Source organism: Pseudomonas sp. E45-MNA-CIBAN-0222 (assembly GCF_040310405.1).
GTDB lineage: Bacteria > Pseudomonadota > Gammaproteobacteria > Pseudomonadales > Pseudomonadaceae > Stutzerimonas > Stutzerimonas stutzeri_AC.
The window spans coordinates 1-256 of record NZ_JBEOPU010000166.1; the positions used below are offsets into that span (position 1 = coordinate 1).

The 256-nt window shown below is 66.0% G+C and carries 1 pseudogene; it reads left to right on the forward strand.

The features are described 5' to 3' along the window. Positions 1-15: 15 nt before the first annotated feature. A pseudogene (locus tag AAEZ08_RS23190) lies at positions 16-256 on the forward strand (vitamin B12 dependent-methionine synthase activation domain-containing protein); the annotation flags it as partial.

A 256-nucleotide genomic window follows, 5' to 3' on the forward strand; every position in this document is an offset into this window, starting at 1 on the left:
CGAGAACAGTAAAATGGCATAACCACAGCCCCCGGCTACCCGGCTTGCCCGGACCATACCGAGAAAGGCACGCTGTTCCCGCTGCTGGATGCCGACGGCATCAGCCAGGTAACGCTCACCGAGCACTACGCCATGCTGCCAACCGCGGCCGTCCGCGGCTGGTACTTCGCCCATCCCGAGGCGCAGTATTTCGCCGTCGGCACGATCGCCGCGGATCAGGTGGAGAGGGACAGCCCGCGTCACGGCGACGACCAGG